This window comes from Streptomyces sp. HUAS 31 (genome assembly GCF_028198125.1).
In the GTDB taxonomy this organism is placed as follows: domain Bacteria; phylum Actinomycetota; class Actinomycetes; order Streptomycetales; family Streptomycetaceae; genus Streptomyces; species Streptomyces chartreusis.
The window spans coordinates 2,427,655-2,454,367 of the sequence record NZ_CP116353.1; the positions used below are offsets into that span (position 1 = coordinate 2,427,655).

29 protein-coding genes are annotated in these 26,713 nt (G+C 71.1%); 10 read left to right on the top strand and 19 right to left on the bottom strand.

Features of this window, described 5'->3' with window-relative positions:
- Positions 1 to 48 precede the first annotated feature (48 nt).
- The 3 genes from PGH47_RS10695 to PGH47_RS10705 form a co-directional block, all read right to left on the bottom strand.
- Positions 49 to 837, bottom strand: coding sequence for an SAM-dependent methyltransferase (locus PGH47_RS10695; protein WP_271663226.1), 789 nt, complete (start codon positions 835 to 837; stop codon positions 49 to 51).
- Between the two features lie 78 nt (positions 838 to 915).
- A complete protein-coding gene (locus tag PGH47_RS10700; protein ID WP_125529574.1) occupies positions 916 to 1,170 on the bottom strand; it encodes a DUF397 domain-containing protein in 255 nt (84 codons plus the stop codon).
- Positions 1,171 to 2,031: a helix-turn-helix domain-containing protein gene (locus PGH47_RS10705; RefSeq protein ID WP_271663227.1), complete on the bottom strand. Its 861-nt coding sequence runs from the start codon at positions 2,029 to 2,031 to the stop codon at positions 1,171 to 1,173.
- Between the two features lie 330 nt (positions 2,032 to 2,361).
- On the opposite strand from PGH47_RS10705, the gene PGH47_RS10710 reads away from it, so the two are divergent.
- The 3 genes from PGH47_RS10710 (at position 2,362) to PGH47_RS10720 (ending at position 5,556) form a co-directional block, all read left to right on the top strand.
- Complete coding sequence (locus PGH47_RS10710) at positions 2,362 to 3,000, top strand: ATP-binding protein (RefSeq protein ID WP_271663228.1); 639 nt, start codon at positions 2,362 to 2,364, stop codon at positions 2,998 to 3,000.
- On the top strand, positions 2,991 to 3,425 hold the full coding sequence (locus PGH47_RS10715) for a hypothetical protein (RefSeq protein WP_030948262.1): 435 nt from the start codon (positions 2,991 to 2,993) through the stop codon (positions 3,423 to 3,425). The genes PGH47_RS10710 and PGH47_RS10715 overlap by 10 nt, the downstream gene beginning before the upstream one ends.
- 268 nt (positions 3,426 to 3,693) lie before the next feature.
- The gene (locus tag PGH47_RS10720) at positions 3,694 to 5,556 is read left to right on the top strand and encodes an ABC transporter ATP-binding protein (RefSeq protein ID WP_376058181.1); all 1,863 of its coding nucleotides are present in this window, start codon (positions 3,694 to 3,696) and stop codon (positions 5,554 to 5,556) included.
- 21 nt (positions 5,557 to 5,577) lie between these two features.
- Here the strand turns inward: PGH47_RS10720 and PGH47_RS10725 are convergent, their stop codons facing one another.
- The 4 genes from PGH47_RS10725 to PGH47_RS10740 form a co-directional block, all read right to left on the bottom strand.
- The gene (locus PGH47_RS10725) at positions 5,578 to 5,763 is read right to left on the bottom strand and encodes a hypothetical protein (RefSeq protein ID WP_030948256.1); all 186 of its coding nucleotides are present in this window, start codon (positions 5,761 to 5,763) and stop codon (positions 5,578 to 5,580) included.
- A 153-nt stretch (positions 5,764 to 5,916) separates the two neighbouring features.
- Positions 5,917 to 6,606, bottom strand: a complete 690-nt coding sequence (locus PGH47_RS10730) for a DUF899 domain-containing protein (RefSeq protein ID WP_271663230.1) — start codon at positions 6,604 to 6,606, stop codon at positions 5,917 to 5,919.
- 82 nt (positions 6,607 to 6,688) lie between these two features.
- Positions 6,689 to 7,885, bottom strand: a complete 1,197-nt coding sequence (locus tag PGH47_RS10735; RefSeq protein WP_271663231.1) for a cytochrome P450 family protein — start codon at positions 7,883 to 7,885, stop codon at positions 6,689 to 6,691.
- 10 nt (positions 7,886 to 7,895) lie between these two features.
- Positions 7,896 to 9,272 carry an amidohydrolase gene (locus PGH47_RS10740; RefSeq protein WP_271663232.1) on the bottom strand — a complete coding sequence of 459 codons (1,377 nt, stop codon included), beginning with the start codon at positions 9,270 to 9,272 and terminating at the stop codon, positions 7,896 to 7,898.
- Positions 9,273 to 9,446: 174 nt separating this feature from the next.
- Between PGH47_RS10740 and PGH47_RS10745 the strand changes: the two genes are divergently transcribed.
- Positions 9,447 to 10,409 (top strand): endonuclease/exonuclease/phosphatase family protein, encoded by a 963-nt coding sequence (locus PGH47_RS10745; RefSeq protein WP_271663233.1) that lies wholly within the window; start codon positions 9,447 to 9,449, stop codon positions 10,407 to 10,409.
- A gap of 84 nt (positions 10,410 to 10,493) precedes the next feature.
- On the opposite strand, the gene PGH47_RS10750 is transcribed toward PGH47_RS10745, so the two are convergent.
- Complete coding sequence (locus PGH47_RS10750; RefSeq protein ID WP_271663234.1) at positions 10,494 to 12,254, bottom strand: FUSC family protein; 1,761 nt, start codon at positions 12,252 to 12,254, stop codon at positions 10,494 to 10,496.
- 366 nt (positions 12,255 to 12,620) lie between these two features.
- Positions 12,621 to 13,400 carry a nucleotidyltransferase domain-containing protein gene (locus PGH47_RS10755; RefSeq protein ID WP_271663235.1) on the bottom strand — a complete coding sequence of 260 codons (780 nt, stop codon included), beginning with the start codon at positions 13,398 to 13,400 and terminating at the stop codon, positions 12,621 to 12,623.
- Between the two features lie 165 nt (positions 13,401 to 13,565).
- Here PGH47_RS10755 and PGH47_RS10760 point away from each other — a divergent pair, with 165 nt between their 5' ends.
- Genes PGH47_RS10760 through PGH47_RS10770 form a run of 3 tightly spaced genes read left to right on the top strand, consistent with a single transcriptional unit; the run spans position 13,566 to position 14,996 of the window.
- Complete coding sequence (locus tag PGH47_RS10760; RefSeq protein WP_271663236.1) at positions 13,566 to 14,066, top strand: hypothetical protein; 501 nt, start codon at positions 13,566 to 13,568, stop codon at positions 14,064 to 14,066.
- On the top strand, positions 14,063 to 14,482 hold the full coding sequence (locus PGH47_RS10765; RefSeq protein ID WP_271663237.1) for a RidA family protein: 420 nt from the start codon (positions 14,063 to 14,065) through the stop codon (positions 14,480 to 14,482). The genes PGH47_RS10760 and PGH47_RS10765 overlap by 4 nt, the downstream gene beginning before the upstream one ends.
- Positions 14,483 to 14,528: 46 nt before the next feature.
- The gene (locus tag PGH47_RS10770; RefSeq protein WP_271663238.1) at positions 14,529 to 14,996 is read left to right on the top strand and encodes a GNAT family N-acetyltransferase; all 468 of its coding nucleotides are present in this window, start codon (positions 14,529 to 14,531) and stop codon (positions 14,994 to 14,996) included.
- A gap of 197 nt (positions 14,997 to 15,193) precedes the next feature.
- On the opposite strand, the gene PGH47_RS10775 is transcribed toward PGH47_RS10770, so the two are convergent.
- Both PGH47_RS10775 and PGH47_RS10780 read right to left on the bottom strand, forming a co-directional pair.
- Positions 15,194 to 15,919, bottom strand: a complete 726-nt coding sequence (locus PGH47_RS10775) for an aspartate/glutamate racemase family protein (RefSeq protein WP_271663239.1) — start codon at positions 15,917 to 15,919, stop codon at positions 15,194 to 15,196.
- A 5-nt stretch (positions 15,920 to 15,924) separates the two neighbouring features.
- Entirely contained in the window at positions 15,925 to 17,427 is a 1,503-nt protein-coding gene (locus PGH47_RS10780) for an NCS1 family nucleobase:cation symporter-1 (RefSeq protein WP_271663240.1), read from the bottom strand.
- A 183-nt stretch (positions 17,428 to 17,610) separates the two neighbouring features.
- Here PGH47_RS10780 and PGH47_RS10785 point away from each other — a divergent pair, with 183 nt between their 5' ends.
- The gene (locus tag PGH47_RS10785; RefSeq protein ID WP_271663241.1) at positions 17,611 to 18,309 is read left to right on the top strand and encodes a GntR family transcriptional regulator; all 699 of its coding nucleotides are present in this window, start codon (positions 17,611 to 17,613) and stop codon (positions 18,307 to 18,309) included.
- Here the strand turns inward: PGH47_RS10785 and pip are convergent.
- Together pip and PGH47_RS10795 are read right to left on the bottom strand one after the other, a co-directional pair.
- The gene (gene pip / locus PGH47_RS10790; RefSeq protein ID WP_271663242.1) at positions 18,306 to 19,283 is read right to left on the bottom strand and encodes a prolyl aminopeptidase; all 978 of its coding nucleotides are present in this window, start codon (positions 19,281 to 19,283) and stop codon (positions 18,306 to 18,308) included. The genes PGH47_RS10785 and pip overlap by 4 nt on opposite strands.
- Before the next feature lie 37 nt (positions 19,284 to 19,320).
- A complete protein-coding gene (locus tag PGH47_RS10795) occupies positions 19,321 to 20,082 on the bottom strand; it encodes a uracil-DNA glycosylase (RefSeq protein ID WP_271663243.1) in 762 nt (253 codons plus the stop codon).
- Positions 20,083 to 20,132: 50 nt separating this feature from the next.
- On the opposite strand from PGH47_RS10795, the gene PGH47_RS10800 reads away from it, so the two are divergent.
- The gene (locus PGH47_RS10800; protein WP_271663244.1) at positions 20,133 to 20,693 is read left to right on the top strand and encodes an RNA-binding S4 domain-containing protein; all 561 of its coding nucleotides are present in this window, start codon (positions 20,133 to 20,135) and stop codon (positions 20,691 to 20,693) included.
- A gap of 147 nt (positions 20,694 to 20,840) precedes the next feature.
- Here PGH47_RS10800 and PGH47_RS10805 read toward each other — a convergent pair whose 3' ends face one another.
- Both PGH47_RS10805 and PGH47_RS10810 read right to left on the bottom strand, forming a co-directional pair.
- Positions 20,841 to 21,296 (bottom strand): DoxX family protein, encoded by a 456-nt coding sequence (locus tag PGH47_RS10805; protein ID WP_126903092.1) that lies wholly within the window; start codon positions 21,294 to 21,296, stop codon positions 20,841 to 20,843.
- An 88-nt stretch (positions 21,297 to 21,384) separates the two neighbouring features.
- Positions 21,385 to 22,296 (bottom strand): acyltransferase domain-containing protein, encoded by a 912-nt coding sequence (locus tag PGH47_RS10810; RefSeq protein ID WP_271663245.1) that lies wholly within the window; start codon positions 22,294 to 22,296, stop codon positions 21,385 to 21,387.
- Between the two features lie 54 nt (positions 22,297 to 22,350).
- On the opposite strand from PGH47_RS10810, the gene PGH47_RS10815 reads away from it, so the two are divergent.
- The gene (locus PGH47_RS10815) at positions 22,351 to 22,689 is read left to right on the top strand and encodes a DUF6343 family protein (protein ID WP_150503556.1); all 339 of its coding nucleotides are present in this window, start codon (positions 22,351 to 22,353) and stop codon (positions 22,687 to 22,689) included.
- Between the two features lie 44 nt (positions 22,690 to 22,733).
- Here PGH47_RS10815 and PGH47_RS10820 read toward each other — a convergent pair whose 3' ends face one another.
- The 4 genes from PGH47_RS10820 to rpsA all read right to left on the bottom strand — a co-directional run bounded on the left by PGH47_RS10820 (position 22,734) and on the right by rpsA (position 26,532).
- Entirely contained in the window at positions 22,734 to 23,114 is a 381-nt protein-coding gene (locus tag PGH47_RS10820; RefSeq protein ID WP_030952659.1) for a tetratricopeptide repeat protein, read from the bottom strand.
- A 50-nt stretch (positions 23,115 to 23,164) separates the two neighbouring features.
- Positions 23,165 to 23,800 (bottom strand): dephospho-CoA kinase, encoded by a 636-nt coding sequence (gene coaE / locus PGH47_RS10825; protein ID WP_271663246.1) that lies wholly within the window; start codon positions 23,798 to 23,800, stop codon positions 23,165 to 23,167.
- Between the two features lie 69 nt (positions 23,801 to 23,869).
- Positions 23,870 to 24,808 (bottom strand): PAC2 family protein, encoded by a 939-nt coding sequence (locus PGH47_RS10830; protein WP_030952655.1) that lies wholly within the window; start codon positions 24,806 to 24,808, stop codon positions 23,870 to 23,872.
- 224 nt (positions 24,809 to 25,032) lie between these two features.
- Positions 25,033 to 26,532, bottom strand: coding sequence for a 30S ribosomal protein S1 (rpsA, locus tag PGH47_RS10835; RefSeq protein ID WP_030952653.1), 1,500 nt, complete (start codon positions 26,530 to 26,532; stop codon positions 25,033 to 25,035).
- Positions 26,533 to 26,713: the final 181 nt, after the last annotated feature.

Consider the following 26,713-nt stretch of genomic DNA (forward strand, 5'->3'; position numbering starts at 1 on the left):
CGGCCTCAGTCGCTCTGCAGGATCCTTTTTCTGCAAGGGTCGGTCGCCCTACGGCTTGCGGCCCACCGCCCCGTACCCGGGAATGACCCCGTCGTCCTGCCCCGCCACGGGGTCCCCCAGGTCGGGGTGCCACTGGTGGGGTACTTCCACACCCGGCGGGACCAGTTCGAGACCGTCGAAGAAGCGGGTGAACTCCTCGCGGGAGCGAAGGGCCAGCGTGACGCCCGCCGCCTTGAGTTTCTCGGTCCCCGCCGCCGACTCCTCGGGAGTGAAGTCGGCGGTCGCGTGGGTCATCACCAGATAGCTGCCCGAGGGGAGTTCGGACAGCAGCCGGCCGACCAGCTCGTGCGCGCCGTCCTCGTCGGAGACGAAGTGCAGCAGCGCGACCAGGGACAGGGCGACCGGGGCGCTGAAGTCCAGGATCTTCCGGGCGCCTTCGACGATGGCGTCCGGGTCGCGGACATCGGCCTGCAGATACTCGGTGACGCCCTCCTCCGTGCCGCGCAGCAGGGCCGCCGCGTGGGCCAGCACGATGGGGTCGTTGTCGCAGTACACGACCCGGGCGTCGGGGGCGATCCGCTGGGCGATCTGATGGAGGTTCGGCTCGGTCGGGATGCCGGTGCCGATGTCCAGGAACTGCCGTACGCCCTGCCGGGCGAGCCAGCGGGTGGAGCGGTGCATGAACGCCCGGTTGACCCGCGCCATCACGGGGACGCGCGGGTCGAGGGCGAGCATCTGCTGCCCCATGGCCTCATCGACGGGGTAGTTGTCCTTCCCGCCGAGATACCAGTCGTACATCCGCGCGGGATGCGGCTTGCTGGTGTCGATCTCGGTCATAAGGCACTCCGTAACACGCAATGGATTATCAACTAAGCACCAAATCAAGAAAGTTGCATGAGAGAAGAAGGCAATCGGTCAGGACAGCAGGAAGTCGGCCTCCCCCGCCTTGGCACCCTCGATGAACGCGGTCATCTCGTCCGTGGTGTAGATCAGCGCCGGCCCGTCCGGGTCGGTCGACTGGCGCACGGCGATACGGCCGTCGGCGAGCTTCATCGCCTCCAGACAGTTGCCGCCGTTGCCCCCGCTCCACGGCTTGTGCCAGCCCTCGCTGCCCAAGTCCCGCGCGGGCATGCCGTTGTAGACGCTTATGCGCGGCTTGATGCGATCCATTCACAGCTCCTTGCGGAGATCCCGCAGGATCTCCTTCGTGCGATGTGCCGTAGCGGCCTGCGCCGCCATGCGGTCCATGACCTCGAGGTGGGTCGCCACCTCCGCGCGCGCGTCGAGATAGACGGCGCCGGTCAGGTACTCGCTGTAGACCATGTCCGGCAGTTCTGACATGGCAAATCGGAACAGCACGAAGGGCCCGTACGTGCCGGGGTGCGGCCCGTTCGCGAACGGGACCACCTGCAACGTCACGTTGGGCAGCTTCGTTGCCTCCAGCAGTCTGTCGATCTGGTCGCGCATCACCTCCGGGCCGCCCACCTGGCGGCGCAGCACGGTCTCGTCCATCACGACCCACAGCCGGGGAGCGTCCTCACGGGTGAGCAGTCGCTGGCGTTGCATGCGCAGGGCGACATGGCGCTCGATGTCGTCGGGGCTGGTCTGGCCGATCGCGCCCGACTTCAGCACTCCGCGCGCGTAGCCCTCGGTCTGGAGCAGACCGGGCACGAAGTGGGGTTCGTAGGACCGGATGAGGGCGGCTGCGCCCTCCAGGCTGACGTACATGGAGAACCAGCCCGGCAGGATGTCGTGGAATCGCTGCCACCAGCCGGGCTTGTTGGCCTCCTCGGCCAGCAGTACGAACGCCTCGGCCTCCTCCTCGGAGATGCCGTAGGCCTTCAGGAGCAGTTGCAGGTACGGGATCTTGAGGCCGACCTCGGCCATCTCCATGCGCCGGACCGTCGCGGGCGCGACGCGGAGGACACGGGCGGCCTCCTCACGCTTGAGCCCTGCGCGCTCCCGCAGGTCCAGCAGGCGCCGACCCAGGACGACCTGGCCGACCGTCGGCGCGGACCGCGGCTCGCTCACGCTCCACCTCCAGGAAATGAATCCGTACGCATCCCTACAGACCGACTGGGTCGGACCGGCCGAGTCGAACCGGCCGAGCCGGACCGACTGAATATAGACAGACGGGCCGAATCCCGGCAGATCGACCGAACACCGACAGGCCAACCGAACGCCGACAGGCCGACGGCGCCATTCGAAGATCTATTCGAAGATCGCGGCGGATCCCCGGTGATCCCAACTGGCGCCGTTCGACATGCTGTTGCGAGCAGTGTGCCACGGCCTTCCAGAGAGTCACACAGCACTCTGCATATTTCAGAGTGACACTTGCCAAGTGTTCACGGCGGGGCGATAGTGGCAAGCGTGATTCCGTCCCCGCCCTTAGGAACAAACGCCACTGTGGTCCCCCACGGCCTCGGTGCCCCCACGGGAGTCGGCCCCCAGCGGAGCGTCGGCGACGAGCGCCGGTTCCGGTTCGAACTGGCCGCGCATCCGGGCTCTCCCGCGCAGGCCAGACGCCTGACCAGGGCGCGGCTGAACGGCTGGTCGGTGTGCGAGGACACCTGCGACACGGCGGCACTCGTCGTGTCCGAGCTGGTCACCAACGCGATCGTGCACACCGCCAGCGAGCACATAGTGTGCGAGCTGCACGACGGCATCGATCTGGTGCGCATAGCCGTGCGCGACGAGGGTTGCGCGCCGGGTGAGCCCCACCCGGCGCCCGCGCGTCCCGAGGAGGAGCACGGGAGGGGACTGCTCCTCATAGACGCCCTCTGTCACGCCTGGGGGGCGCAGGAACACGGGGCCGGACTGGTGGTCTGGGCCGATCTGCCGCGCGGAGTTGCTTTCGGCGACGTGCAGCACACCGACAACGAGCCTTGCAACGACCTCGGCTGGGGGTCCCGGCCCAAACCGGGTCCGCCCGGTGTCCCGGGCGACGAGGACGAGGCCGAGGCACGACACGACGGGGGAACGGGATCCGCATGGCTGTGAGCGGTGTGTCCGGCGGCGGTCAGGTGCTGAGCCTGGATTCGCTGGTCCGCCTCCGCCGCGGCATGCGCACCTCTGCCGCCCCGCGCCGCCTGCCCGTTCCGGAGGGGATGACGGCTCCCCTGGGCTGCGACGCGGTGGCGGTTCCCGCCCGCTTCGGTCCACTGGTCCTGCCCCGACTGCCGCGCGTGGGGTGCGTGTACGCCGACGACGTCCACTGGTGGTGGATCCTCCCGTCCGACTCCGACTACGCACTGGAGTGGCCGACGGGAGTGCGGTACAGCACGGGGGCGGTCGTCATGGACACCCCGCGGCTGATCCACCGCGGGGACGGGACGGTGCCCTACACCCCGCCGATCCCGCTGTATCTGGCGCTGTGCAGAGTCATGGGGACCACGCCGACCTGGTCCAAGCAGATCACCGCATAGGGCTCGGCGGACCTGTCCGCCGTGCACCGGACAGGGCTCGGCGGACCCGTCCGCCGTCCCCCGGCACGGGTACCCGACGGCGCACGCCCGCGTGCACCTCCCACCCACACTTACGCCCTCCCCTCGGACGTCCCTGCCCCGCCATAGTGGCCCTCCGTCGTCGAGGGCGGTCGGGGGAGGCTGTGCGGTGGGGAAGAAACAGGGCGCCGGTGAGGCTCGGGTGTCGGAGTCGGAGCGGCTGCTCTTCGGGGGTCCGCTGCGCTACGACATGGGGTGGAACCAGCACCGGGACGCGTTCCTGGAACTGAGCCTGCGGGCCATGGTGACGCGGCTGCCGTCCCTGCTGGGGTCGAGCTTCCGGCTCGCCTGGCAGGCCGACCGGCGCGCCGCGCGGACCGTGCTGGTGGCCGAGGTGGGCCGGGGTCTGGCGCAGGCGGTCGGGCTGCTCGCCGTCAACAGTGTGCTGGGGCGGCTGATCGAGCCCGGGGAGCTGGCGGAGCGGTTGCGAGGTACCGTTCCCGCACTGGTCGCCATGGCCGCCGTGATGGTCGTATCGACGCTGCTGCGGGCCGCGTCGACGTACGCCACGGGGCGTCTGGAGCCCAAGGTGGAGCGCGTGGCGACCGAGCTCTATCTGGAGCGGGCGGCCGCGGTGGAACTGTCCGCGATCGAGGACCACGCCTTCCACAAGCTGCTGGACACCGCGCAGTACGGGGCCGCGTCCGCCCGCCGCATGATCTCCTACAGCGCCCGCGTGGTGAACGCGGCCATCTCGCTGATCGCCGCGGCCGGTGTGCTCGCCGTGCTGCACCCCGCCCTGCTGCCCCTCCTCGCCACCATGACGCTGCCGAGCGCCTGGAGCGCCCTGACCAACGCCCGGCGCCGCTACGAGTCCTTCCACACCTGGGTGCAGCACGCCCGCGCCGGCCATCTGATCAGCGGGCTGCTGACCGAGCCCGCCGCCGCGCCCGAGATCCGGGTCCACGGCGTCGGGCCGTTCCTGCTGCGCCACTACCGGGCGATGTCGGAGACGGCGGAGGCGGAACAGGCCCGGCTGGCCCGGCTCGCCGCGCGCACCGGGCTCATCGCGGCGGCGTGGACGGGGCTCGCGACCGTCGCGACGTACGCGACGCTGGGCGGGCTGCTGCTCGCCGGCGCCATGGCGCTGTCCGTGGCGGGTACCGCCGTGATCGCCATCCGCACCGGCTCGTCGAGCCTGGACAGCCTCGTCCTTGAGGTCAACGCCCTCCACGAGGAGGCGCTCTTCGTGGGCGATCTGCAACGGCTCTACGTCGAGGCGGCCGAACGGGCGATCCCGGTCGGCGGCGCCGCCCTGCCCGAGGACCCCCGGGAGATCCGCTTCGAGAACGTCAGCTTCTCCTATCCGGGCGAGTCCGCCCGCCCCGCCCTCGACGACGTCACGCTCACCCTGCCCCTCGGCCGGATCGTCGCGCTGGTCGGCGAGAACGGCTCCGGCAAGACCACCCTGGTCAAGCTGCTCGCGGGGCTCTACACCCCGGACCGGGGCCGCGTCCTGTGGGACGACGTCGACGCGGCCGGCGCCGACCGGCACCAACTCGCCGAGCGCATCGCGATGGTGGCCCAGGACTTCAAGCGCTGGCCGTTCACCGCCCGGGTCAACGTGGCCGTGGGCCGGTCCTCCGCGCCGCTCACCGAGGAACGTCTGGCCACGTCGGTCGCCGAGGCGGGGGCGGAGGAGGTGGTGGCGGATCTGCCACGCGGCCTGGACACCCTGCTGGCCCGGCAGTTCAACGGCGGGCACGAGCTGTCCGGCGGGCAGTGGCAGCGGCTCGGGATCGCGCGGGCGGCCTACCGGCGGGGCCGCATCCTGATCGTGGACGAGCCGACGGCGGCCCTGGACGCACGGGCCGAGCTGGAGGTGTTCGAGAAGATCCGCGCCCTGGCCTCCACCGGCCAGACGGTCGTCCTCATCACGCACCGGCTGGCGTCCGTCCGCCATGCCGATCTGGTACACGTCCTCGACCAGGGCCGGCTCGTGGAGTCCGGGACTCCGGACGAACTGCTGGCCACCGGCGGTGTCTACGCGGAGCTGTACTCGCTCCAGGCCGAGCAGTTCACGACCCGGGTGCCGGCACCGAAGGCAGGCTGACCGGCACGCGCCTGCCCGGGCTCACGCGGCGGCGTCCACCGCTCCGTCGCCGCGCACGATCACCAGGAACGCGTCCGTCGCGAGGTCCATGACGACCTCGGCGGGCAGCCCCTCCATGCGTCGCGCGTGCGCGAACTCCTCCGCCGGCCACGATCCTCGCGGCCCGCCCGCGGGAAAGCGTTCGAGCACTGTTCGCCCGTTCACCATCCTGACCTCCGATAAGCGTCGTACTTGTAGGAGTTAACGCCTGCCGGAGGTGAATCGCCTCGGTCAGTGACGGGACTGAGACGTAGTTGACACTCGTTCACCGCTATGTGTGAGCACTCGCTCACTCACGATGATCATTCGCTACGTCCCGTGTCAGTCGTCGTACTCGTCGTGATACCGGACGCGTTCGCTGCCGGCGGGCGCCCCCAGAGACGACGCGCGCCCCTTGGGTTCCTCCCACTCCTCCTGCCGGCCCAGCGCGGTGAGGTCGAGGAACCCGGTGGTCGAGCCCAGCCCGTCCAGGCCGCGCTCGTAGGTCGAGTAGGTGTGGAAGACGCGGTCCCGGTCCCGCAGGAAGCAGCTGACGCCTGGCCGCTCCACCTGCTCGCCGTCGAGCTCCAGGGTCACCTCGAAGTCGCGGTTGAAGTCGCTGCCGTACGACGAGAACCAGGGCAGCGTCCAGCCCATCCGCGCCTTGAACGGCAGGATCCGGGTGAACGGCGCCCGGGAGACGGCGACGAAGTTCGTCCCGCGCGCCCTCAGATGCGCCAGATGCCCGATCTGGTCGAGGAACCCGGAGCAGCTGCGGCAGCCGGCGTCCCATTCGGGGGCGAACATGAAGTGGTATACGACGAGTTGCTGCCGCCCCTCGAAGAGGTCGAGCAGGGTCGCCTTGCCGTCGCCGCCCTCGAAGACGTACTCCTCCTCGACCTCCACCATGGGCAGTCTGCGCCGCTCGGCGTTGAGGGCGTCACGCGCACGCGTGGCCGCCTTCTCCTTGACCAGCAGTTCCTCACGTGCCGCGCGCCACTGCTCGCGCGAGACGATCTCCGGAAGCGACATGGGACGCCCCTCCTGTGCAACGGTCCGTTCGGGGTGGTGACCGGAGCTGGGGGCGGAACTCATCGCCGGGCCCGAAGAATTCTCAGAAATCCTTCCCGGAGGACGACTTCCCGGAGTACGACACCGGCAGCGCGAGCAGGCCACGCGCGCGCAGGGAGCGCCGCCACCGCGGTTCCCCGTCCGCGAGGGCGAGTTCGGGGAACCGCTCCAGCAGAGCGGTCAGGGCGATCTCGGTCTCGGCGCGGGCTAGCGGCGCGCCGAGGCAGTGGTGGACGCCGTGGCCGAGGGCGAGGTGTCCGGAGGTGTCGCGGGAGAGGTCGAGGCGGTCCGGGTCGGGGAAGCGGGCCGGGTCGCGGTTGGCGGCGGCCAGGGACAGCAGGACGGTCTCGCCGGCCGGCACGGGGACACCGCCGATGGTCATGTCCTCGGTGGGGAAGCGGCGGATGGCGAGCAGGGCGGGGCCCTCGAAGCGGTTGAACTCCTCCACGGCGGCGGCGATGCGCTTGGGGTCCGCGCGCAGGGCGTCGAGCTGTTCGGGGTGCCGGAGCAGCGCCAGCACCGCGTTCCCGATGAGCTGCACGGTGTTCTCGTAGCCGGCGAAGAGGATGAGGAAGGCGAGGGACATCAGCTCGTCCTCGCTGAGCCGGTCGCCCTCGTCGCGGACCGCGATCAGGTCGGAGAGCAGGTCGTCGGCGGGTTCCTCGCGCTTGTCGGCGAGGAGTGCGCCGAAGAAGCCGAGCATGGCGACGACGGCCGCCTTCGCCTCCTGCGGGCGGGACGGGTCGGGGGCGACGAGGGTGTCGGTCCAGACCCTGAAGTCCCGCCGGTGCCGGTCCGGTACGCCGAGGAGGTCGCAGATGACGGTGATGGGCAGGGGTGCCGCGTAGGAGTCGATCAGATCGGTGGTGCCGTGCGGGCCGAGGGCGTCGAGCAGCCGGTCGGCGGTCTCGCGGATGGGCGCGCGAAGCCGCTCCACCCGGCGCGCGGTGAAGGCACGCACGACCAGCCGGCGGATGCGGGTGTGGTCGGGCGCCTCCATGTTGAGGAGGTTGGCGTCCAGGGCGGGCGGCAGCGTGAGGCCCTGGTAGTTGCCTTCCTTCGCGTGCCGCTTGTCCACGGAGAGCCGTGGGTCCGTCAGTGCCTCACGCACGTCCTGGTACCGGGTCACGACCCAGGCCGGGTTGCCGTCGGCGCCGGCGATGCGGTGTACCGGCGCGGTGTCGCGCAGGCGCCGGTACACGTCGTGGGGGTGGTCGATGAGGCCGTCGGCGGGATCCATGGGGATCAGCCTAGGGGCGGCCCGAGCTGTCGTAGTCCTGGATCCGCCTGCCGTGACCGCGGTCGAGGAGCGCGGGCAAACGCTCCCCCAACTCCCTCACCACCTGCGGAACATCGATCGTCAGCAGCTCCCGGTCGCGCATCAGGATCCGCCCGTCGACGACGGTCGTGCGCACGTCGGAGGAGCGGGCGCTGTGCACGAGGGTCGCGGCGAGGTCGTGCACCGGCTGGGTGTGCGGGCCGCTCAGGTCGACCAGGACGATGTCGGCACGCCGGCCGGGTGCGAGAGTGCCGAGGCGGTCGCCGAGTCCGACCGCGCGGGCGCTCTGGAGCGTCGCGTGGTGCAGGGCTTGACGCGCCGTCAGCCAGCGTGGGTCGCCGGTGGCCGACTTCTGGACGAGGGCGGTCAGGGCCATCGACTCCCACACGTCCAGGGAGTTGTTGGAGGCGGCGCCGTCCGTGGCGAGGCCGACGGGGATGCCGATGTCGTGCAGGGCGCGCACGGGTGTTGTGGTGGGCCAGGCGAACTTCAGGTAGCCGCGCGGGGCGGTGGCGACGGCCGTACTGCCGTCGGCGGCTTCGAGGAGCGGCAGGTCGCTGTCGAGGATGCCGGTGCCGTGGGCGATGAGGACGTCGGTGTCGAGGATGCCGGTGCGCCTGAGCACCTCGATGGGGGTGACGCCGTGCCGGGCGAGGCCGGCCTCGGCCTGGTCGCGGTTCTCGGCGGCGTGGAGGTGGACGGGCAGGCCGTGGTCGCGGGCGAGTGCGGCGGTGGCGGCGAGGTCGGCGTCGTCGACGGTGTAGGGGGCGTGCGGGGCGAGGGCGGTGGTGATACGGCCACCGGCGCCGCCGCGGTGCCGCAGCGCGAACTCCAGCGACTTCTCCCGTCCTTGGGGCCCCTGGGAGGAGAAGAACGCCTCTCCGAGATGGGCCCTGATCCCGCACTCCTCGACGACGGCGGCGACGGCGTCCATGAAGAAGTAGTGGTCGGCGAAGCAGGTGACGCCCGCGCGGATCATCTCGGCGCACGCCAGCCGCGCCCCCAACTCCACTTCCTTCTCGGTGAGGTTGGACTCGATCGGCCACACGACGTCGTTGAACCACTCCTCGATGGGCAGGTCCTCGGCGACGCCGCGCAGCGTGACCATCGGGGCGTGGGTGTGGCAGTTGACGAGGCCGGGAAGCGCGACCTGCCCGGCGGCCTCGATCCGCTCGACGGCGGGCCGCCCGCGCACGGCGTCGGCGCTGGTGACGGACTCGACGACTCCGTCGCGTACGACGATCGCGGCGTCCTCCTGGAACCCGATCCGCTCCTGGTCGTCGTGCACGAGGACGGTGCATCCGGTGATGATGAGGTCGGCGGGAGCTTCTGCGGGAGAAGGCGTCATCACGCCAACGTACGACGCGGTCGTCGGGTCGGGTGAGGTGAACCGCGCATCCGGTCAGGGGTCTGTCGCACGGGCCCGGCGCACGGGCACGCTGTGCTCGTCACGGCCTGCCCGACGGCCGCACCAAGGCCCTCCGGCGGCATCGCGGCCCACGGCTTCTGGAAGGAGCCCGGCATGCTCCTCGGCACCTGGAACCTCGAGAACCTCTACCGGCCCGGCGGCGAGTTCGGCCCCAAGGACAAGGCGGCGTACGAGTCGAAGCTCGCGGCGCTGGCGGGGGTCGTCACCGAACTCGACCCGGCACTGCTCGGCGTGCAGGAGGTCGGGGACCCGGAGGCCCTGAGCGACCTGGCCGGGCTGCTGACCGGCGACTGGCACATCGCGCTCTCCGAGCACCCGGACGGCCGGGGCATACGCGTCGGCTTCCTGAGCCGAACGCCGCTGCGCGTCCTGCACGACACGTCCGCCTTCCCGCAGCGCCTGAAGCCGGTGCAGACGGACGACGACGGCGCCACCGTGTCGGGCTCGGGCCGTGGCTTCCTCGCGGTGGAGACCGAACCGGAGCCGGGGGCCGGGCCGCTGCGGATGGCGGTAGCGCACCTCAAGTCGAAACTGCTGTCCTACCCAGGGGGCCGCTTCAACCCGCGCGACGAGGGCGAACGCGCCCGCCACGGCGCCTACGCCCTCTACCGACGGGCAGCCGAGGCGACGACGCTGCGCGCGCTGGCCGACGTACTGCTTGCCGGGGACGGCCGCGAGCGGGACGTGGCGGTCGTCGGCGACCTGAACGACGAGGTCCAGGCGGCGACCACCCAGATCCTGCTGGGCCCGCCCGGCTCGGAGATCGGCACACCCGGATTCCGGGTGAAGGACAAGGGCGACGCGGCCCGCCTCTGGAACGTGGCACCGCTGATCCCCGCCGAACAGCGCTTCTCACGCGTCAACTCCGGCCGGCGCGAGCTGATCGACCACATACTGTGCAGCCACCGCCTGATCGGGCGGGTGACGGCGGCGGGGACGGGAGTGCCCGGGGCGGTCGGTGTGCCGGAACTGCCGTCGGTGGGGCCGGATCCGCAGCAGCGCCGGGGCGAGGCGGGCTCGGACCATGCGCCGGTCTGGGTGCGGGTCGGGGACTAGGTGGTCCCGTGGGCCCCCGAGGGGCTCCCGTGCGCTCCCGTGGGGCCACGGCTCCGGCGTCACCCGGCGAGTGGCACCTCGGTGTCACCCGGCGAGTGGCACCGCGGGGGCGTCGGGTATCCGTAGCCCGATCTGGTCGCGTTCCTCGGCGAGTTCGTCGAGCAGTTCGTTCAGCTGAGCGAGGTGCCAGGGCGTGAGCCGCCCCGAGTCGTCCAGGTGGACGGCGCACGCGGTCGTCGTGTCGACGATCCGTTCGAGGGTGGCGACGACGTCGTCCGCGCCCTCGGTGTGCCGGGCGAGCGCGGGCAGTTCGGCGGCGGCGAGGGCGATGGCGGTACGGGCCTCGGCGAGCGCCCGGTAGGCCTCGCGGCGGAGGGTCCAGCGCAGGGCACGGGCGTCGGCCCCGTGGTGGGCGGCTCCGTGGTGCGCGGCCCCGTGGTGCGCGGCCCCGTGGTGTGCGGCTCCGTCTGACTCGCTCAGCACATGATCGAGATAGGCATACGCGGCCCGCCCGGCCGCCCCCAGCCGCGCCCGCACACCCCCACCCCCCTGTCCCGGCATCGGCAGATGCCCCACGACGAGCACGATCGCGCACGCCAGCAACGTCTCCCCGATCCGGCTCACGGAGGCCTGCGGCTCGCCGCCCACCATCACCAGGGCGAGCACGAGGACGGTCACGACGGCGGTCTGCGCGGCGAAGTGCCGGGTGGCCACGGGAATGAGGGCGCCGCTGAGAGCCACGAGCGCGATGAGCCCTTCCGGACGGGGCAGCACGGCCGCGAACCCGGCGAACAGCAGGGCGCCCAGCACGGTGCCGGCGGCCCGGCACAGCACCCGGGACACGAGCGGCCCGAGGTCGGGCTTGACGAGGAAGACGGCGGTGGCCGGGAGCCAGTACCAGTGCTCGTGCTGCCCGTACCACTGGGCGCGGTACAGCCCCTGTGCGATGGCGGCGCTGGCCCCGAAGCAGAGGGCGACACGCAGCCCGTACTCCCTGCCGCCGGCCCCGAACACGGACCGCGCGAGATCCCCGGCCGTACGACGCCGGGTGTGCAGGTCCCGGTTCTCCCTGCCCCGGTCGAAGGCTTCGGCGGCGTGCAGCAGGGCGTCGTCGAGGGCGCGCAGAGCAGGGGCGGAACGCGAGGGCGCGGGCAGCGGCCCCGTGTGGGTGTTGCCGCGCACGGCGGCAGCGAGGCGCCGGGGCCCTTCGGAGGCGCGGGCGGGCACGGGTTCGCCGGCCCAGGCGAGCGCGGTGACGGCCTCGCCGAGCGGCAGGGCGGCGGCGTACTGCGCGTGCAGCCGCCGCTCGGCCGACGAGGAGGCGTACCGCCGCAGCCGGGGTCCGGTGAGGGCGTCCTGCGCATGGTCGAGGGCGGCGGTGAGGGCGGCACGGCGGGCGGTGGCCCGGTCGCTCCCCACGGCGTCGAGCAACTCGGCGACGGCGTCGTACACCCCGGCCACCGCGTCCCGCTCGCCGTCGAACCGGAAGTCCCCGACGAGGGACCCGGGCGTGGGCAGCACGAGCCGGAGCAGCACCAGCCACAAGGCACCGCCGAGATAGGCGAGCGCCCGCTCCCACCCGCTCTCGGGCAACGGCATCCCGGCCCCGATGGCAGCGGCGACCAGCAACTGGGTCCCGGCGGCGGACGCGACGGGCCCCACGGCGCTGATGCCTCCGGCGAGGAGCCCGAGCCCGGCGAACAGAACAGTGAGCGCAACGGCCCCGAGCCGATCCCCCGCGACCGTCCCGACGAACAACCCGACCGCCCCCACCACAGCGGGCACCCCGAGCCGCCGCACGGAGCCCCGACGGCTACCGGGCCGGTCGTTGATCCCGGCGAGCATGGCGGCAATGGCCGCGACAACACCGAGCGAGTTACGACCAACAGCCACCGCGACCAGCAACAACGGCCCAGCAGCCAACGCCCCACGCGCAACCGCACTCCATGGAACGGGCCCCCGCTGCGCACGCAGAGCATGCGCGATCCAAGGCGGAAGCTGCGGCCGAGGCAGCACAACACGACGCACGGGGCGGGACACAGGGCTCCTGTCGGTACGAGGGCGAGACTGCACGCCTTCGGGCGACGGTGGCCGAGCGACGAGACCGCGACATCGAGTGCGGCCTGTGGTGTCCACGGTAGGGGTGAGTCTTGGTGGGGATGGGACTTTCGGGTTTCGGGGATGTGACGATGCTTGAAAACAGCACGTTCTTTATGAACGCAATCGCGAAGCGTGGCTTTTGTCGAACAGCGTCTCCGCGTCGGTGATCGCTCGCAGCAAGGCCGCCGGTTGCGGTCGCAGAGTTCCGAGGATCTCGTCCACTCCGCGCAGCCCGGCCCGCTCCAGCAACCTCTTCTCGTTCGTCACCCACTCCCCCCGGCCCGCCAGCACCGCGTGCCCCGTCTGAACGGCGGCCGTGGCGAGGGCGCCTGCGACCTCGGTGAGGCGGGCGGCGGGGGCGTGGTTGGCCTTTGCGTAGGCGAGGGTGGCCTGGGCCGTGCCGTACCAGCGTTCGCTCGCCGTGCGGCGCAGTTGCTGCGGGTAGTGGGCGGAGCTCGGCAGATCGCCCCGTAGGACTTGGTTGATCGCCAGTTCCGCGACGACCAGGTAGCTGGGAATCCCCGCGAGATGGAAGAGCAACGGCTCCACCCGGAACCGTCCCTCCTCCGCCTCCGCCAACTCCCGCTCCACCACGTCGAGATCGCGGTAGTGGACGTCCACCCGCCGCCCCTCGATCGTCAGCCACGCTCCCCCGTTGAACACCCCGCCGCCCCAGCCGCCGACCTCCGACACCTCGCCCTCCCAGCCGAGGGCGCGCAGGTCGGACGGGTCGAAGGGGCCTCGGTAGTAGACGGCCAGGTCCCAGTCGCTGTCGGGGCGGTGCGTGCCCTGGGCCCGGGAGCCGCCGAGGGCGACGGCCCGGACGGTCGGGAGGGCGGCCAGGCGGTCGGCGGTGGTGTTGAGGAAGGTCGTGTCGTCGGGGGTGGGCATGGGGGTGAGCGTACGGAGTGGTGGGGCGTGGCTCCAGGCAATTGGTGGGGGCGTGGCTCCAGGCCGTTGGGGGCCGTTCGCCCGGCGGGCAGAGCGGGGCATTGTCAGTGGCGCGCGTTATCAATGAAGTCGTCACTCAGTGTTATGGCGACGGGGGAAGCAGTGATGACGATGTTCGAGGAGAGTCCGGAGGAATTCGGCGGGGAACGGAAGCGGGAGCGGCCGGGGCAGCGCACGCATCTCTCCGCCGCCGGGCTGCGGGCTCGTGGCTGGACACCGGCGATGGTGCGCCAACTGCTCGGTGAGCCCGATCTGTTGCTCGCTCATCCGCAGTTCCGGTCCGCCCCTCAGACCCGTCTCTACCGCGTGGAGCGCGTTGAAGCCGCCGAGCGGGGCGAGGCGTTCCGGGTCGCCGCGGCGGCTGCCGTGCGGCGGTCCGCCGCCGCGCGGGCCTCGGCGCTGCGCAGGCGGCGGAAGGTACTGGACCTGCGGCGCAGGGTCTACGCGGCCATCGCAGGCGCCTACCCGGATCTTGCGCGGGAGCGGGTACGGCAGTTGCCTGCGCCGACGGGGCCGGGAAATTCGGATGCGTCGGCCGACTCGGGCACGCATGATCGGCAGATTGACCGCCGAACGCCCCGCACCGGCCCGCAGGAGCCCGCATGATCCGCCGCGTCACCTCCCCCGCCCTCTTCCCTCCCCCGACCTACTCCCACGCCTCCGTCGTGGAGGCGGGCACGAGAATCGCCTTTCTCGCCGGGTCCGTGCCGCTCGACGGTGCGGGGAACATCGTCGGCGAGGGAGATCCCGTACGGCAGGCCGAGCAGGTGATCGCCAACCTCGGTGAGCAACTCCGGTCCGTCGGCAGTGACTTGGCGCATGTGCTGTCGACCGATGTGTACGTCGTGAGCAGTGACACCGCCGTACTGTCCGCCGTCTGGGAGGTCGTCGAGGCGTCCGGGCTCAGCGTCGGGCCGCACTCGTCGACGCTGCTCGGGGTGGCCTGCCTCGGATACACGGGGCAGTTGGTGGAGATCACGGCCACCGCCGCCGTTCCCGACGAGCGCGCGCAGGGGGCCTGACCATGACCGCCGTCGTTTCCGGCGAGAGCCAGGACGGAGCCCAGCCGTGACCGCCGTCGCTCTCCGCCGCGCCCTGCCCACCGACGCCGGTGCCGCCGCCGACGTCTGGCTGCGGTCCTTCGCCGCCGCGCTGCCGACGGTCGTCCGGCCGCGTTCCGACGACGAGGTGCGGACGTACTTCCGGGAGGTCGTGGTGCTGTTGCGGGAGACCTGGGTGGCCGAGGCCGCCGGCCGGGTGGTCGGGGTCATGGTGCTCGACGGCAAGGTGCTCTCCCAGCTCTACCTCGACCCCGACTGGCGCGGGCGCGGCATCGGTGACCGGTTCGTCGACCTCGCCAAGCGGTGCCGGCCCGGCGGGCTGAGCCTGTGGACCTTCCAGGTCAACGAGCCCGCCCACCGCTTCTACGAGAGACACGGCTTCGTCGCCGTCGAGCACACGGACGGCAGCGGCAACGAGGAGCGCGAGCCGGACGTGCGATACGTCTGGCAGCCGGGGCACGCCCAGTCCGGCTGAGCCGCAGCCGCAGCCGCAGCCCGGCTGAGCCCCGCCCGGGCACGCTCCGGCCGGCGGACCGCCGCCGGAGCACCCTCAGCCCGGCTCAGCTACCCGCCTGGACACGTTCCGTCGGGCCGACCGCCGCCGGAACACCCTCAGTCCGGCCGAGCACCGCCAGGACACCCTCAGTCCGACTCAGCACCGCCAGGACACCCTCAGTCCGACTCAGCACCGCCACCCCACGCCCGCCGCTTCGGCAACGGCCTCGCGTACCCGCCGACTCGACTCGTCCGCAGTCCCAACCCCACCAGCGACTCGGCGAGTTTGACGGCCGCGCCGACCCCGTCGACCACCGGAATCCCCAGCTTCTCCGACACGGCCTGCTGCAACCCGGTCATCCCGGCGCACCCGAGCACCAGGACCTCGGCGCCGGCGTCCCGGGCCCGTTCGGCGGCCGTCAGGAAGGCGGCCTCCGTGCGCTCGGCGTCCTCCAGCTCCAGCACCCCGAGCCCGGTGCCGATCACGGCGGCGCAGTTCCGCCCGACCCCGGCCAGCTCCAGACTGTCCTCGATCTGACCGCACGAGCGCTCCAGCGTCGTCACGACGCCGTAGCGCCGGCCGAGCAGGCAGGCCAGGTGCGCGGCGGCCTCCGTGATGTCGACGACGGGTGCGTCCACCAGTTCCCGGACGCCTTCCCGCCCGTGCTCGCCGAAGCCGGCCATGACGACCGCGTCGTACGGGGGGCCGTCGTACGTCCGCAGTGCGTCCAGCACCGCGGCCGCCGACAGATAGCTGTCCAGCCAGCCCTCCGCCGATTCCGGCCCCCACCCCGGGGTCAGGCCGGTCACGGTGGTGCCCGGGCCTGCGGCGGCCCGGGCACCTCGTACGATCTCCTCGGTCATCTCCTGCGTGGTGTTGCAGTTGGTGACGACGATCCGCACGTCCTTCAGACCTCCCGCTCCACGGACCCGGCAACCGTCGCGCCGGGCACACCGGAAGGCTCGCCGCCGGCCCGCTCGCCGCGGCACAGCACCAGGTACAGCCCCGCCGCCGTCGCCGTCCCGATGAACCACGAGTACGGCGCCACGTCGCTGAACGTCTTCACCAGCGCGAGCACCGCCGCCAGACCCGCCGTCGGCAGGAACGCCCACAGCGCCTTGGGGTTGAAGCCCTTGCGGTAGTAGTAGCGCGAGCCGGGCTCGGCCGAGAACAGCTCGTTCACGTCCACCCTGCCGTGCTTGACCAGGTAGTAGTCGACCATGATCACGCCGAACAGCGGGCCCAGGAAGGCGCCGAGGCCGCCCAGGAAGTAGTTGACGACCGTCGGGTTCGAGAAGAGGTTCCACGGCGTCACGACCAGCGCCGCGACCGTGCTGATCATGCCGCCGACCTTGAAGGTGATCTTCTGCGGCCAGACGTTGGCCAGGTCGTACGCCGGTGAGACGAAGTTGGCGACGATGTTGACGCCCATGGTGGCGATGGCGAACGTCAGCGCGGCCAGCACCAGCACCCAGGTGTTGCCGACCTTCGCCACCAGTTCCGCCGGGTCCGTGATGGCCTCGCCGAAGACCTCCAGCGAACCCGCCGTGACGATCACCGAGACGACCACGAACGCCGTCGAGTTGATGGGCAGGCCCCAGAAGTTGCCCTTGCGGACCGTGCGGTAGTCGGGCGCGAAGCGCGAGAAGTCGCAGAAGTTGAGCATCAGCGTGCCGTACGTGGCGAGGATCAGGCCGATCGCGCCGAACCACTGGCGCCACTGCTCACCGACGGACACGGGGTGCGGGGTGGACGTGAGCGAGATCGTCCAGCCGGCCTTGGCCAGGACCCAGACCGCCAGGGCGATCATCACGACCCAGATCGCCGGGCCGCAGAAGTCCTGGAACTTGCGCACCGACTCCATGCCCTGGCTGATGATCAACGCCTGGATGAGCCAGAGGGAGAGGAAGGAGACCCAGCCGAGCGCGTGCAGGCCGAGGAAGGAGCTGTGGGTCCAGGACTCCAGGCCCGGCCAGGCGGCCAGCAGCATCACGTTCACGGCGACCGAGGCCAGGTACGTCTGGATGCCGTACCACATGATGGCGATCACGGCCCTGATGAGCGCCGGGATGTTGGCGCCCCAGACGCCGAAGCTGATGCGGCTGACGACGGGGAACGGGACGCCGTGGCGCTGGCCGATCTTCCCCATCCAGTTCATGCCGACGTAGATGAGCACGAAGCCGACGAGCAGCGAGGTGAAGACCTGCCACACGTTCATGCCGAGGACGAGCAGGCCGGCCGCGAACGTGTAGTTGCCGAGGTTGTGGACGTCGGACATCCACAGGGCGAAGAGGTCGAAGACCTTCCAGTTGCGCTTGCCCGCGGGCGCGAGGTCTTCGTTGGTGAGCCGGGGATCGGGGACGAACGCTGATGTGCCGGTGGTGGCTTCGGCACGGTCGGCGAGGGACACGGGGCCTCCAGGAGGGAGGGGACGGAGGAGGGCTGCTTTCCGGTCGCTTGGCTATTTTCCGGTCACTTGGCAACGCGTTTGGTATACCAAACTGTGCTCATGGTCCTCCCGTCAACCGTTCGGACAGATATCGCTGCTGTTAACGCTCCGTAAAACAGGCCCGGAGTCGGCGAAGATGGGCCCATGACGAAGATCGAACCGCTCGGGGCGATCCGCGAGCGCGTCCTGGCCACGCTGCGGCAGGACATCATCGCGGGCCGCCTGCTGCCGGGCGATCGCCTGGTCGAGCGCGAGCTGGCCGACCGCTTCGGGGTTTCCCGGGTGCCGGTCCGCGAGGCGATCCGCGCGCTGGTCGCCGAGGGATTCGTCCACTTCGAGACGCCTCGCCGGACAGTCGTACGACGGCTGAGCCCCGCCGACGTCAAGGAGCTCTTCGAGCTGCGCGAGGCGCTGGAGGTGTACGCCGCCGGCCTCGCGGCGTCACGGGCGACGCCGGAGGACCTCGCGGACCTGCGGGAGCTGCTGCGCGCCGCGGCGAGCGCGACCGAGGCCGGGGACGCCGAGAAGATCACCGACGTCAACACCCGGTTCCACGACAGGATCCTGGCCATGGCCGGCAACAGCCTGCTGACCTCGGTCATGGAACCGGTCGACGGCCGCCTGCGCTGGCTCACCCGGCAGAACGAGGAGTGGCCCCAACTCCTCACCGAGCACCAGGACCTGTACGAGGCCATCGCGTCCGGCGACCCCGACCGCGCCCGCAGCCACACCCTCACCCACGTGCAGGCCAACTACCGCTCGACGGTCCGCCACCTCTTCGGAGACGATCCCTTTGTGGACGACGGGGACGACGGGGACGCCGGGGACGGCAAGGCCCGCTAGCGCCGCGCGTACTTGTCCGTCGCCGCCACCAGCGCGTCCGCCACGCCCGGCGCCCCGGCGTCGTGCCCCGCCTCGTCGACGACCACCAACTCGCTGCCCGGCCAGGCGTGATGGAGCCGCCACACGATGCCCAGCAGGTTCCCGAAGTCGAGGCTGCCCTGCACCAATGTGCCCGGGATGCCCTTCAGCAGATGCGCGTCCCGCAGCACGACACCCTCACGACGACCGGCCTCGCCACCGCCCTCGCCGAGGAAGTGCCCATTGCCCCAGTAGTGCGTCACGGTCCGCGCGAAGCCCATGCGGAACCCCGGGTCCTCGAACCGCTCCACCGAGCGCGGCGGCGCCGGGACGATCGCCGTCTCCCAGTCCGTCCAGGCCCGCGCCGCACGCGCCCGCACCTCGGCGTCGGGCGACTCGATGAGCCTGTTGTAGGCGGCGGCCAGGTCCCCGTCCCGCTCAGCGGCCGGCAGCTCGCCCACGAACCGCTCGAACGCCTCCGGGAAGATCCGCCCCAACCCCCGGGTCAGGAGCGCGACTTCGGCGTCCGACCCGGTCGTGACCCCCGTCAGCACCAGCTCGGACACCACCGCCGGATGCGTCTGCGCGTACCGCAGCCCCAGCACCGACCCCCATGACACGCCCCACACCAGCCACCGCCCGATCCCCAGGTGCCGCCGCAGCAGCTCCAGGTCGGCGATGAGATGAGCGGTCGTATTGACGCTCATGTCCGTCCCGTACGCGCTCGCGTGCGGTGTCGAGCGCCCGCACCCGCGCTGGTCCAGCAGCACGATCCGGTACACCGCGGGGTCGAACAGCCGCCGGAAATAGGGGGTGCAGCCGGACCCGGGCCCGCCGTGCAGCACGAGCGCGGGCTTGCCGCGGGGGTTTCCGCAGGTCTCCCAGTGGACGCGATTGCCGTCGCCGACGTCGAGCAGGCCGTGGTCGTACGGTTCGATCTGCGGATACAGGCCCATCCGGGCAACGTATCGTCCGTACGGCGACGGCGTCCCCTCACTTTCCGAGGCCCGCCGCCCGAGCCGCCGTACTCAGCACCTCCCGCAGCATCGCGGGCGTGAGCTTCCCGGTGAAGGTGTTGCGCTGGCTGACATGGAAGCACCCGAAGAGCTCCAGCCCCTCCGGCCCGCCACCCCCCTGCGGCCCGCCACCCCTGTCCGGCCCGCCACCCCCGACGGACCCTTCGGACCTGTCGATCCCGACCCGAACCCCGTGCCCGAAGGCGGGCCGCGGCCGGGGCACCCGCCACCCCGCCTCCGCCAGCGCCGGCAGCGTCGCCTGCCAGCCGAAGGCGCCCAGTACGAGGACCGCCCGGACCGTCGGCCGCAGCAGCCTCAGCTCCTGCACCAGCCAGGGCCGGCACGTCTCCCGTTCGCCGGTGGTGGGCTTGTTGTCGGGCGGGGCGCAGTGCACGGGGGCCGTGATGCGGACGCCGTACAGCTCCAGGCCGTCGTCGACGGCGACCGACGTGGGCTGCGAGGCGAGCCCGACGTCGTACAGGGCCTGGTACAGCACGTCACCGGAGCGGTCGCCGGTGAACATCCGGCCGGTGCGGTTGCCGCCGTGCGCCGCCGGTGCGAGCCCGATGATCAGCAGCTGGGCGTCGGGCGGTCCGAAGCCGGGCACGGGGCGGCCCCAGTACGTCTGGTCGGCGAAGGCGGCGCGCTTGGTGCGGGCCACCTCCTCCCGCCAGTCGACCAGCCGCGGACAGGCCCGGCAGCCCGAGACCCGCAGGTCGAGATCGTCTAGGGCGTCCACGGCTCCACCGTACGGCCTTGCCGGTTCCCTGCGGCGACTAAGGTCGAGGCATGGCAGCCGAGGATGACGAGCAGCGCGGCGGCGACGCGGCCGAGGGACAGCACGTGGACGCGGCGAGCGCCGAGAAGGCCGCCGAGGCACCGAGCACCGAGCAGCCCGTCGACCCGAAGATCGCCGAGGCCGTGGCCGCCGCCGAGGCCGCCGGGGTGCAGAACGGCGAGTCCGTGCGCGTCGACAGCTGGATCTGGGCCGTACGCCTGGTGAAGACCCGTTCCATGGGCGCCACCGCCTGCAAGGGCGGCCATGTGCGGGTGAACGGCCAGAACGTGAAGCCGTCGCACACCCTGCGCATCGGCGACGAGGTGCGGGTGCGTCATGAGAACCGGGAGCGGATCGTCGTCGTCAAGCGCCTCATCCGCAAGCGGGTCGGCGCCCCGGTCGCGGCCCAGTGCTACGCCGACAACTCGCCCCCTCCGCCGCCGCGCGAGGCCGTCGCCCCGGCCGGCATCCGCGACCGCGGCACCGGCCGCCCCACCAAGCGGGACCGCCGCGACATGGAACGCCTGCGCGGGATGATCGGCGGCGGCGCGGAACGGCCACGCGAACGCTGACGTGCGTCGATGGCGTCGCGTGAGAGCTCGGGGCTCCGGGTTTCGGCGGCGGGTGCGGGCCGCACGTGGCTGATCGCGCAGTTCCCCGCGCCCCTGGGGTGGCCTGAGGACCGCCGTTCCAGGGGCGCGGGGAACTGCGCGAACGGCTCACGCGCGTCGTCGCACCAGCCGCAGCAGATCCGCGTTCGAACTGCGCCGGGCCCAGGCGATCAGGGCGAGCGGGACGATGAGGATGAGCGGTGTCGCCGCGTTCTCGCCGCCGAAGGCGGTGATCGTGACGATGAACGCGCCGACCATCAGGGCGCTCAGCGCCATCGCCGCAACCGACTGGAGCACCGGGATCAACAGCGCGATCGCACCGGCCAGTTCGAGCGCGCCGATGGTGTACATCCCGGCGCTGCCCCAGCCGAGCTCGTCGAAGCCCTCGGCGGCCGAGGGGTGCGCGATCAGCTTGGGCAGCGCGCTGGCGATCGCGTAGAAGAGGGCGAGCAGGATCTGCAGGCCGCGCAGGGCGATCCGGGCGCGGCGGCCGCGCGGGGTCGCGGACTCGGCGATGACGGTGCGGGAGTTGCCGGTGGCTACGGAGGCGGTGGTCTCGGACATCAGGTTCTCCTGTGTTCAGCGGTCCGTGGTGCTGTCACAGGGGTAGACCGGCACTCGCTCCCGAACTCATCGGCGTACGAACGGAATTTCAGCCGTTCTTCTCGAACGGCAGCCACCCGTGCCCGATGTACCAGTGTCCGCCCGCCCGCAGATGGTCCCCGACGGCCCGCTCCACGGCCGTGCCGCGCGGCAGGCTCTCGATCGGCAACTCCGGGTCGCCGAAGACGAATTGGACGGGCTCGGTGTCAGCCGGCTCCCGGTCCTCACGGGCGATGCGGAACCGCTCCTGGAAGTGGACGATGTTGGAGTCGTCGGGAAGGTACTTCTTGAGCTGCTCGTCCAGCAGCCAGGAGTGACAGGTCGCCACCCGGTACCGCTCCAGCGGGAAGTGCAGCGCGAAGAACTCCCTGGCCAGCGCCAGCGAACGGTCCACCGCCGAGGGGGACATCGGGCCACGGAAGTCGGGGATGTGCACATTGAGGCAGAGGGAGTCAGGGCCCACGTCGAAGCCCGCCGCCGCGAGCCGCGTCCCGGCGCGCTGTCCGAGCCGTGCCCGTTCGAACTGCAACCGGCCCAGCTGGTACAGCTCGCCGCGGAAGTGATGGATGAGCCACCACGGCGCCTGCACGCCCGCCCGGCCGTGCCGCCTGCGGTGCACGGCCATGTTCCGCCCGAGGTCGGCGAGGGTGTGCCGGGAGACGTCGGCCGGTATGCCGCGCTCGCGGTGGTAGGCGCGGGTGTACGGCAGCGCGGCGACGAACACGTACACGGAGAAGCAGCGCTGCAGGGGGCCCGAGGCCCAGTCGAGGTCGGGCAGGTCGACCGGGCCGCCGACCTCGCCCATCCCCCGGACGAGCTCGTCGACGGACCGCTCCAGGAATCCCCGCAGCTCCGGGTCGTCCGTCACCCGGCGGCCCATCCGTACGAGGTCGTTGACGTCCTCATGGGGTACGGAAAGGTCGAGCAGCACTTCTGCGAGTTCATCGGTGTCCGGCAGCACTGAGCCCCCTGCGGCAAGAACGAGGAGTACGTTTCAAGAAGGAGTGGTGATCCGATGCGTACAGGCAGTGAGCCTACGACGGCACGCAGTGCACTGCGGGTCCGTTTCTGGCTGTGCGTGTGGGGTGTGCTCTGGGCGATCTTCGGCACCGCCGCGTTCGCCCTGGCGGGACGCCCCGGCTGGGCCGCCGCCTGTGGCGTGCTGTGGCTGGTGATCACGATCGACATGACCATGATCCTGCGGCACATCCGCCAGGGGCCCCACTACCAGCCGGGCCGCGACGTACCGCCGTACCTTCCGCCCGAGGACCGCCCCTATCGCCCGCCCCGGCAACCGCCCGGAACACCTCCTGCGCCGCCGACGCAGAGGCACCCGGACCGCCCGCCGCCGTAGACCTGCCGGAGTGGCTCCGCCCTCGGCCGCGCCGGAAGCCTCGCTCACGCGTCGAACCGCGCCGCCTTCAGATACTGCGGGTTCGGGTCGAGCGCGGCCGCCAGCCGGAAGTGCCGCTTGGCCTGGCCGGCCCGGCCCTGGCGCTCGTAGGTGCGGGCGAGTGCGAAGTGGGCGAACGCGTTGTCCGGTTCGCGCTCCAGGACGATCGTGAACTCCAGCTCGGCGGGCCGTAGTTGCGCGGCGGCGAAGAAGGCACGCGCCCGCAGCAGCCGGGCGGCGGTGTTCTCCGGGTGGGCGGCGATGACCTCGTCGAGCAGCTTCACCGCACCCCGCGGGTCCCGCGCGGCGAGCAGTTGCTCGGCGGCGCGGAAGTCGATGACATGCGTCTCCGGAGTACGTCCGGTCGAACCGCTGGTCTCGGGCACGGCAGAGTCCTTCCCTCACTGCGAGGGTTCAACGCGCGAACGCAGCAGGGCTATTCCTGTGCCGAACGGGACGACGGGTCCTCCTGGGCCCCGTGCGCCCGTCGCACGAGCTCGTCCCATACGTCCTTCACGCGCCGCTGAAGCTCCTCCAGTGGTACGTCGTTGTCGATGACGATGTCCGCGATCTCCAGGCGCTGTGCACGCGTCGCCTGCGCGGCCATGCGCGCGCGTGCGTCCTCCTCGGTCATGCCGCGCAGCCGGACCAGGCGGTCGAGCTGGGTGTCCGGGGCGGTGTCCACGACGACCACGAGGTCGTACAGCGCCGCCAGGCCGTTCTCCGTGAGGAGCGGGACGTCGTGGATCACGACCGCGTCCTCGGCGGCGGCTTCCTCCAGCTCGCGGGAGCGGGCGCCGACCAGGGGGTGCACGATCGAGTTGAGCACGCCGAGTCGTTCTGCGTCCGCGAAGACGATCGAGCCGAGCTTCGGCCGGTCCAGGCTGCCGTCCGCGGCGAGCACGTCCTCGCCGAACGCCTCCACGACGGCGGCGAGACCGGGTGTGCCGGGCGCGACGACCTCCCGGGCGATCCGGTCCGCGTCGATCAGCACGGCTCCGTGTTCCACGAGCAGCCGTGACACCTCGCTCTTACCGGCGCCGATACCGCCGGTCAGGCCCACCTTCAGCATGACCGACAGCTTAGGTCCTGCCACTGACCGCGCACCGGGCAGGACCGGTCCTCGCTGCCGGCCGTCCGCTCAGCCGTCGCCCTCGCGCTCGGCCAGGAACCGCTCGAACTCCCGGCCGATCTCGTCCGCCGACGGGATGTCCACCGGCTCGGCGAGCATGTTGCCTCGGCTCTCGGCACCGGCGACGGCGTCGTACTGGTGCTCCAGGCCCTCGACGAGGTTGGTGAGCTCCTCGTCGCCCTCACGGATCTGGCGGTCGATCTCGTTCTGTGTGCGGTGGGCGTCGGTGCGCAGGGAGTGCGCGATTCCGGGCAGCACCAGTCCGGTGGCCGCGGTGACGGCCTCCAGGACGGTCAGGGCGGCGTCCGGGTACGGGGAGCGGGCGATGTAGTGAGGCACGTGCGCGGCGACGCCCAGCACGTCGTGCCCGGCTTCCATGAGCCGGTACTCGATGAGGGACTCGGCGCTGCCGGGCACCTGCGCCTCGTCGAAGGGGCTGCTGTGGCCGGGGACGAGGTCGGTGCGGTTGCCGTGCGGGGTGAGGCCGACCGGGCGGGTGTGCGGGACGCCCATGGGGATGCCGTGGAAGTTCACCGACAGGCGCACCCCGAGCCGCTCCACGATCTCCTTGACGGCGGCGGCGAAGCGCTCCCACTCCACGTCCGGCTCGGGCCCGGACAGCAGCAGGAAGGGGGCTCCGGTGGCGTCCTGGACGAGTCGTACCTCGATGGAGGGCACCTCGTAGTCGGCCCAGCGGTCGCGCTTGAACGTCAGCAGCGGCCGGCGGGCGCGGTAGTCCACCAGCCGGTCGTGGTCGAATCGGGCGACGACCTGGTGGGGCAGTGAGTCGAGGAGCCCGTCGACGATCTGGTCGCCGGTCTCACCCGCGTCGATGTATCCGTCGAAGTGGTAGAGCATGACAAGACCGGCCGACTCCTGGGCGAGCGCCATGTCCACCACGGCGAGGCCCTTCGGCTCCCATGCGTACAAACCCTGCGGATCAAGCACTGTGACCGCTCCTCCTCGTGTCCATACGTGACAACACCCTTACGGGCGGCGGCATTCCCGGAGGAGGAGGCCAAGATCATGAGAAGGCGGGCGGCAACACCGCCCGTTTTTCAGGGGCGCGGGGAACTGCGCGACAAGCCACGACGGCGCCGCGGACGAACGACACAGGGGCCGTACCCCGAAAGGTACGGCCCCTGCATTAAGAGCTACTGCTCAGTGGGCGTTCAGCTCTGCCCACCCGCCAGCTTCTCCCGCAGCGCGGCCAGCGCCTCGTCCGAGGCAAGCGCACCGCTGTTGTCGGCGCCCTCGGAGGAGTACGAACCGCCACCGGACGCGGCCGGAGCCGCACCCGCGCTGTCGCCACCCTCGGCAGCGGCAGCAGCGTCGGCCTCGCGGCTCTTGATGACCTGCTGCTGGTGCTGCTCGAAGCGGGTCTGCGCCTCGGCGTACTGGTTCTCCCAGACCTCACGCTGCGACTCGAAGCCCTCGAGCCAGTCGTTGGTCTCGGGGTCGAAGCCCTCGGGGTAGATGTAGTTGCCCTGGTCGTCGTACGACGCGGCCATGCCGTACAGGGTCGGGTCGAACTCGACCGTCGCCGGGTCGGCACCGAAGGCCTCGTTGGCCTGCTTCAGCGAGAGGCTGATGCGACGGCGCTCGAGGTCGATGTCGATGACCTTGACGAAGATCTCGTCGTTGACCTGGACGACCTGCTCCGGGATCTCCACGTGGCGCTCGGCCAGCTCGGAGATGTGGACCAGACCCTCGATGCCCTCGTCCACGCGGACGAACGCACCGAACGGAACCAGCTTCGTGACCTTGCCGGGCACGACCTGGCCGATCTGGTGGGTGCGGGCGAACTGCTGCCACGGGTCTTCCTGCGTCGCCTTCAGCGACAGGGAGACACGCTCGCGGTCCATGTCGACGTCGAGGACCTCGACGGTGACTTCCTGGCCGACCTCGACAACCTCGGACGGGTGGTCGATGTGCTTCCAGGACAGTTCGGAGACGTGGACCAGACCGTCGACGCCACCCAGGTCCACGAAGGCACCGAAGTTGACGATCGAGGAGACGACGCCGGAACGGACCTGACCCTTCTGGAGGGTCGTGAGGAACGTCTGGCGGACCTCGGACTGGGTCTGCTCCAGCCAGGCACGGCGGGACAGGACCACGTTGTTGCGGTTCTTGTCCAGCTCGATGATCTTGGCCTCGAGCTCCTTGCCGACGTACGGCTGGAGGTCGCGAACACGGCGCATCTCGACCAGGGAGGCCGGGAGGAAGCCGCGGAGGCCGATGTCGAGGATGAGACCACCCTTGACGACCTCGATGACGGTACCGGTGACGATGCCGTCCTCTTCCTTGATCTTCTCGATGGTGCCCCAGGCACGCTCGTACTGGGCGCGCTTCTTCGAGAGGATCAGGCGGCCTTCCTTGTCCTCCTTCTGGAGAACAAGGGCTTCGATCTCGTCACCGACGGCGACGACCTCGTTGGGGTCGACGTCGTGCTTGATCGAGAGCTCACGGCTCGGGATGACACCTTCGGTCTTGTAACCGATGTCGAGCAGGACCTCGTCCCGGTCGACCTTCACGATGACGCCGTCGACGATGTCGCCGTCGTTGAAGTACTTGATCGTCTCGTCGATCGCGGCGAGGAAGGCTTCCTCGTTACCGATGTCGTTGACCGCAACCTGCGGGGTGGTGGCGGTGGTCTCGGTGCTGCTCGTCATGTGGGAAAGGGCTCCGGTACGGACATTGAGTCGTAGGTACTGCTACGCCGGGAGCCCGTATCGCTCTGAAGAAGCCGGACAGCCAAGGAAGCGCCACACAAATCGTGGGGCGCCTCGAAAACCGAGGGGACATACAACAGATGCGAGCGCAGCCTGCTACGTCTGAGGTGCGCAGGCCCGC

Coding starts and splice junctions, on each gene's coding strand:
- PGH47_RS10695 (WP_271663226.1), bottom strand. CDS start 837: ATGACCGAGATCGACACCAGCAAGCCGCATCCCGCGCGGATGTACGAC.
- PGH47_RS10700 (WP_125529574.1), bottom strand. CDS start 1,170: ATGGATCGCATCAAGCCGCGCATAAGCGTCTACAACGGCATGCCCGCG.
- PGH47_RS10715 (WP_030948262.1), top strand. CDS start 2,991: ATGGCTGTGAGCGGTGTGTCCGGCGGCGGTCAGGTGCTGAGCCTGGAT.
- PGH47_RS10720 (WP_376058181.1), top strand. CDS start 3,694: ATGGGGTGGAACCAGCACCGGGACGCGTTCCTGGAACTGAGCCTGCGG.
- PGH47_RS10725 (WP_030948256.1), bottom strand. CDS start 5,763: ATGGTGAACGGGCGAACAGTGCTCGAACGCTTTCCCGCGGGCGGGCCG.
- PGH47_RS10730 (WP_271663230.1), bottom strand. CDS start 6,606: ATGTCGCTTCCGGAGATCGTCTCGCGCGAGCAGTGGCGCGCGGCACGT.
- PGH47_RS10735 (WP_271663231.1), bottom strand. CDS start 7,885: ATGGATCCCGCCGACGGCCTCATCGACCACCCCCACGACGTGTACCGG.
- PGH47_RS10740 (WP_271663232.1), bottom strand. CDS start 9,272: ATGACGCCTTCTCCCGCAGAAGCTCCCGCCGACCTCATCATCACCGGA.
- PGH47_RS10745 (WP_271663233.1), top strand. CDS start 9,447: ATGCTCCTCGGCACCTGGAACCTCGAGAACCTCTACCGGCCCGGCGGC.
- PGH47_RS10750 (WP_271663234.1), bottom strand. CDS start 12,254: ATGCTCGCCGGGATCAACGACCGGCCCGGTAGCCGTCGGGGCTCCGTG.
- PGH47_RS10755 (WP_271663235.1), bottom strand. CDS start 13,400: ATGCCCACCCCCGACGACACGACCTTCCTCAACACCACCGCCGACCGC.
- PGH47_RS10760 (WP_271663236.1), top strand. CDS start 13,566: ATGACGATGTTCGAGGAGAGTCCGGAGGAATTCGGCGGGGAACGGAAG.
- PGH47_RS10765 (WP_271663237.1), top strand. CDS start 14,063: ATGATCCGCCGCGTCACCTCCCCCGCCCTCTTCCCTCCCCCGACCTAC.
- PGH47_RS10785 (WP_271663241.1), top strand. CDS start 17,611: ATGACGAAGATCGAACCGCTCGGGGCGATCCGCGAGCGCGTCCTGGCC.
- pip (WP_271663242.1), bottom strand. CDS start 19,283: ATGGGCCTGTATCCGCAGATCGAACCGTACGACCACGGCCTGCTCGAC.
- PGH47_RS10800 (WP_271663244.1), top strand. CDS start 20,133: ATGGCAGCCGAGGATGACGAGCAGCGCGGCGGCGACGCGGCCGAGGGA.
- PGH47_RS10805 (WP_126903092.1), bottom strand. CDS start 21,296: ATGTCCGAGACCACCGCCTCCGTAGCCACCGGCAACTCCCGCACCGTC.
- PGH47_RS10815 (WP_150503556.1), top strand. CDS start 22,351: ATGCGTACAGGCAGTGAGCCTACGACGGCACGCAGTGCACTGCGGGTC.
- coaE (WP_271663246.1), bottom strand. CDS start 23,800: ATGCTGAAGGTGGGCCTGACCGGCGGTATCGGCGCCGGTAAGAGCGAG.
- rpsA (WP_030952653.1), bottom strand. CDS start 26,532: ATGACGAGCAGCACCGAGACCACCGCCACCACCCCGCAGGTTGCGGTC.